Annotated in this window: 2 protein-coding genes and 1 pseudogene; 1 reads left to right on the top strand and 2 read right to left on the bottom strand. The window is 59.3% G+C overall.

Annotation, left to right across the window (positions count from 1 at the left end; translation table 11 throughout):
- A pseudogene (locus tag IVB27_RS09665) lies at positions 1 to 97 on the bottom strand (PilZ domain-containing protein); the annotation flags it as partial.
- A complete protein-coding gene (locus IVB27_RS09660; RefSeq protein WP_345946853.1) occupies positions 94 to 1,161 on the bottom strand; it encodes a DUF2336 domain-containing protein in 1,068 nt (355 codons plus the stop codon). The gene IVB27_RS09660 and the pseudogene IVB27_RS09665, both read right to left, overlap by 4 nt.
- A 493-nt stretch (positions 1,162 to 1,654) precedes the next feature.
- Between IVB27_RS09660 and IVB27_RS09655 the strand changes: the two genes are divergently transcribed.
- Positions 1,655 to 2,356 (top strand): Crp/Fnr family transcriptional regulator, encoded by a 702-nt coding sequence (locus IVB27_RS09655; protein ID WP_247443159.1) that lies wholly within the window; start codon positions 1,655 to 1,657, stop codon positions 2,354 to 2,356.
- Positions 2,357 to 2,650: the final 294 nt, after the last annotated feature.

The raw sequence follows: 2,650 nt of genomic DNA, 5'->3' as shown, positions 1-2,650 counted from the left end.
CGCAGCTTCGCCGCCAAGTGCCGTCGGAGCCCATCAGGTTGACGGCCTGCCTGTGGTCCATCCGCACCCGAGATGCCTTGCGACCATCGAATTTCATCGTCGCGCTCTCGATTTCGCAGTGCAGTGGTCGGCGCTCGCGGAGATTTCTCCCCAACGAACGGACCATTGGCTGGTCGACAGATGAAGCTTTTCAAACAACTCCTGAGCTCGTTCGCGTTCGCCGAATGAAGGACGCGGGCCGCGATTGTTGAGGATGGCCAGCGTCGTCTGCCAATTCAGGCGCGACGCCCGACACGCCATCACCAAGCCTTCGCAATCGGACTCCGCCATTACGAGCTCCACGACCTCGACGGGTGCTCCGGACAGCACCGACAGCGCGGTGTATAGATTGGCGGTCTCGCTCCGGATCGCGAACCGATTGACGGTCGAGTCGTTCAGCTTGCCGGCGCGGTTCAGCGACACGATCTCCGGCCTCGCAGCGGCGTACTCTGCGTCCCAAGGGCGGTTCACCGTTACCGGCATTTCGGAGGACGTGGTTGCGCCTGAAAATGCGGACGGACGCGCGTCGGTGTTCGTGACGGTTGCTGCCCGTGGAGATGCCGATAGCAGCGCTCGGATAACCATGTCCGGTGTGCCTGGCCTCAACGCCAGAGCCTTGGTGATCTCGTCATCCTGCTCGGCCTTGCCGATCAAGATGGAATAGCCGACTTCAGAGAATCCCGCGGCTGGATTTCCGATAAGCGCCAGACAAACCTTGCTGCTGCCGCGCTGCAACAGCACGTCCGTCAGCGCATTTTCGATCTCGCGCCTGTCAGCAATGGCGAGGAGGTGACTCTCGCTGCTGGACGCCGCGATCTCCATAAGATCCCGCGGAGACAACGCCGGAGATTGACGCAGAACGGGGACCGCGATCGCGGCGTCTGCGCATGAGGCAAGACGCCGCAACGTCGTTCTCGGAGCCGCCCGCAAGTCTGCAAGAGCTGTACTGAGCTCGACGAGAGTGGCGGGGGCAATCCGAGCGATCAGACGAACAAGGACGTCGTCGAGCAGGCCGACGTGCGGCTCTTGCAACCGGCTGTTCTCGGCGACAAGCAGCTCGACGATGCGCCGAAGCATCCGAACACAACGTTCAGATGAGCTCCCAGCAATGGTGGCGTCCAACTCGACAATAACATCGGCTGCGGAAATTGCGGTCATTGGTCGGCCTTAATCGTCAATAAATGCAGTTATTCAATTTATGTATTACGCGCCGAAGTTGTTAACATAGGTTTTATTCATCTGGGTCTCACGGGTATTGTGCAACTGTAATTGCCTTAAAATATCATCGAAACCGGCAGGCCGCGCCGTTTCGCCTACTTTGCGTGAGTATTGATGACCAAAGCGTCCATGCCGGCGCGACAGGAGACGCTTTCGACAACAATCGAACTCGTCGCGTATAGCCAGGAGCAATCGCACGGTCAGTTCATCTCCTTAAACTGAATAAGAGGATATGAGGACCGCTCGGACCTATTACTCGTTCCTTACTCCGGAGAGATTCGGCTTTTCGTCGTAGCGTCCGAATTGCACCTGGCCCTGCAACTTGGATTAGGTGTTCTTGGCATCTGTGAACCGACCTTAACGGATGGTCTTGCCCTCAGCCATCAGGAGACTCATCATGCATCCCACAGAAATCCTGATCCGACGATTGCGTGCGAACACTCGGCTGTCCGACGAGGACGCCGCCGCAGTCAAGACGCTGCCCGTCGATGTAAAGCAGCTTACAGCCGACACTTGCGTCGTTCGTGAAGGTGATTGCCCCAAACGTAGCTGTTTGGTCCTAAGTGGTTTCCTCTGCCGGTCTAAGATTGCCGAGCGCGGCAAGCGTCAGATCCTGTCCTTCCACATCCCGGGAGACATTCCGGACTTACAGAGCCTTTTTCTCAGGGTTATGGATCATGATCTCGCGGCAATATCCGCGGCGACACTGGGCTTCGTCGACCATTCCGCTCTTTCGGCACTGATCGAGCAGCGGCCCGCAGTCGCGCGCGCTTTCTGGTGCGAAACCCTGATCGACGCCGCAATCTTCCGTGAGTGGATCGTCAACGTGGCAGTGCGCCAAGCACCGGCCCGTATGGCGCATCTTCTCGCCGAAATGCGCGAGCGCTTGGCGGCGGTCGGACTCGTCGGCGATGACGAGTTTGAGTTTCCTGTTACGCAACCTGAATTGGCCGAGGCGCTTGGGCTAAGCATCGTGCACGTCAATCGCGTCCTTCAGGGTCTCCGCGCAGACGGCGTTTGTCCGTCGGCGCACACGTCCGCCGGCTTTAACCCTCCAGGAACTTTCATGTTGTGCTCATCCGTGGATGCGGCATTTTGATGGGCGAAATAAGCTCTCGGTTGCGTGCGAACATGGACCTCATTTTGGAGGAGGTGTGCCGAGAACTTCCGCGTGGCGGCGATCACGAGAGCCGTAAGTACATCGCGGAACAGTTGATCCAAGCGGCCGCGGCTGGTCAGAGCACCTTGGGCGAGCCGACGGCGGTCGCCAGAGGCGCCTTGGTGCGTCTCAACGCTCGACCTAGGTCTGCCTAGCGGCTCCGGCTCAGGGCGCCGCCGGGACTAGCCGTCGGCAGGCCCTCCACCAGTACGACATCGCGCAGATCCTACGACC

The sequence above is a fragment of the Bradyrhizobium sp. 197 genome (assembly GCF_023073375.1).
Taxonomy (GTDB): Bacteria; Pseudomonadota; Alphaproteobacteria; order Rhizobiales; family Xanthobacteraceae; genus Bradyrhizobium.
The sequence above is the reverse complement of the archived record's forward strand: the minus strand, read 5'-3'. Positions and strand labels throughout refer to the sequence as shown.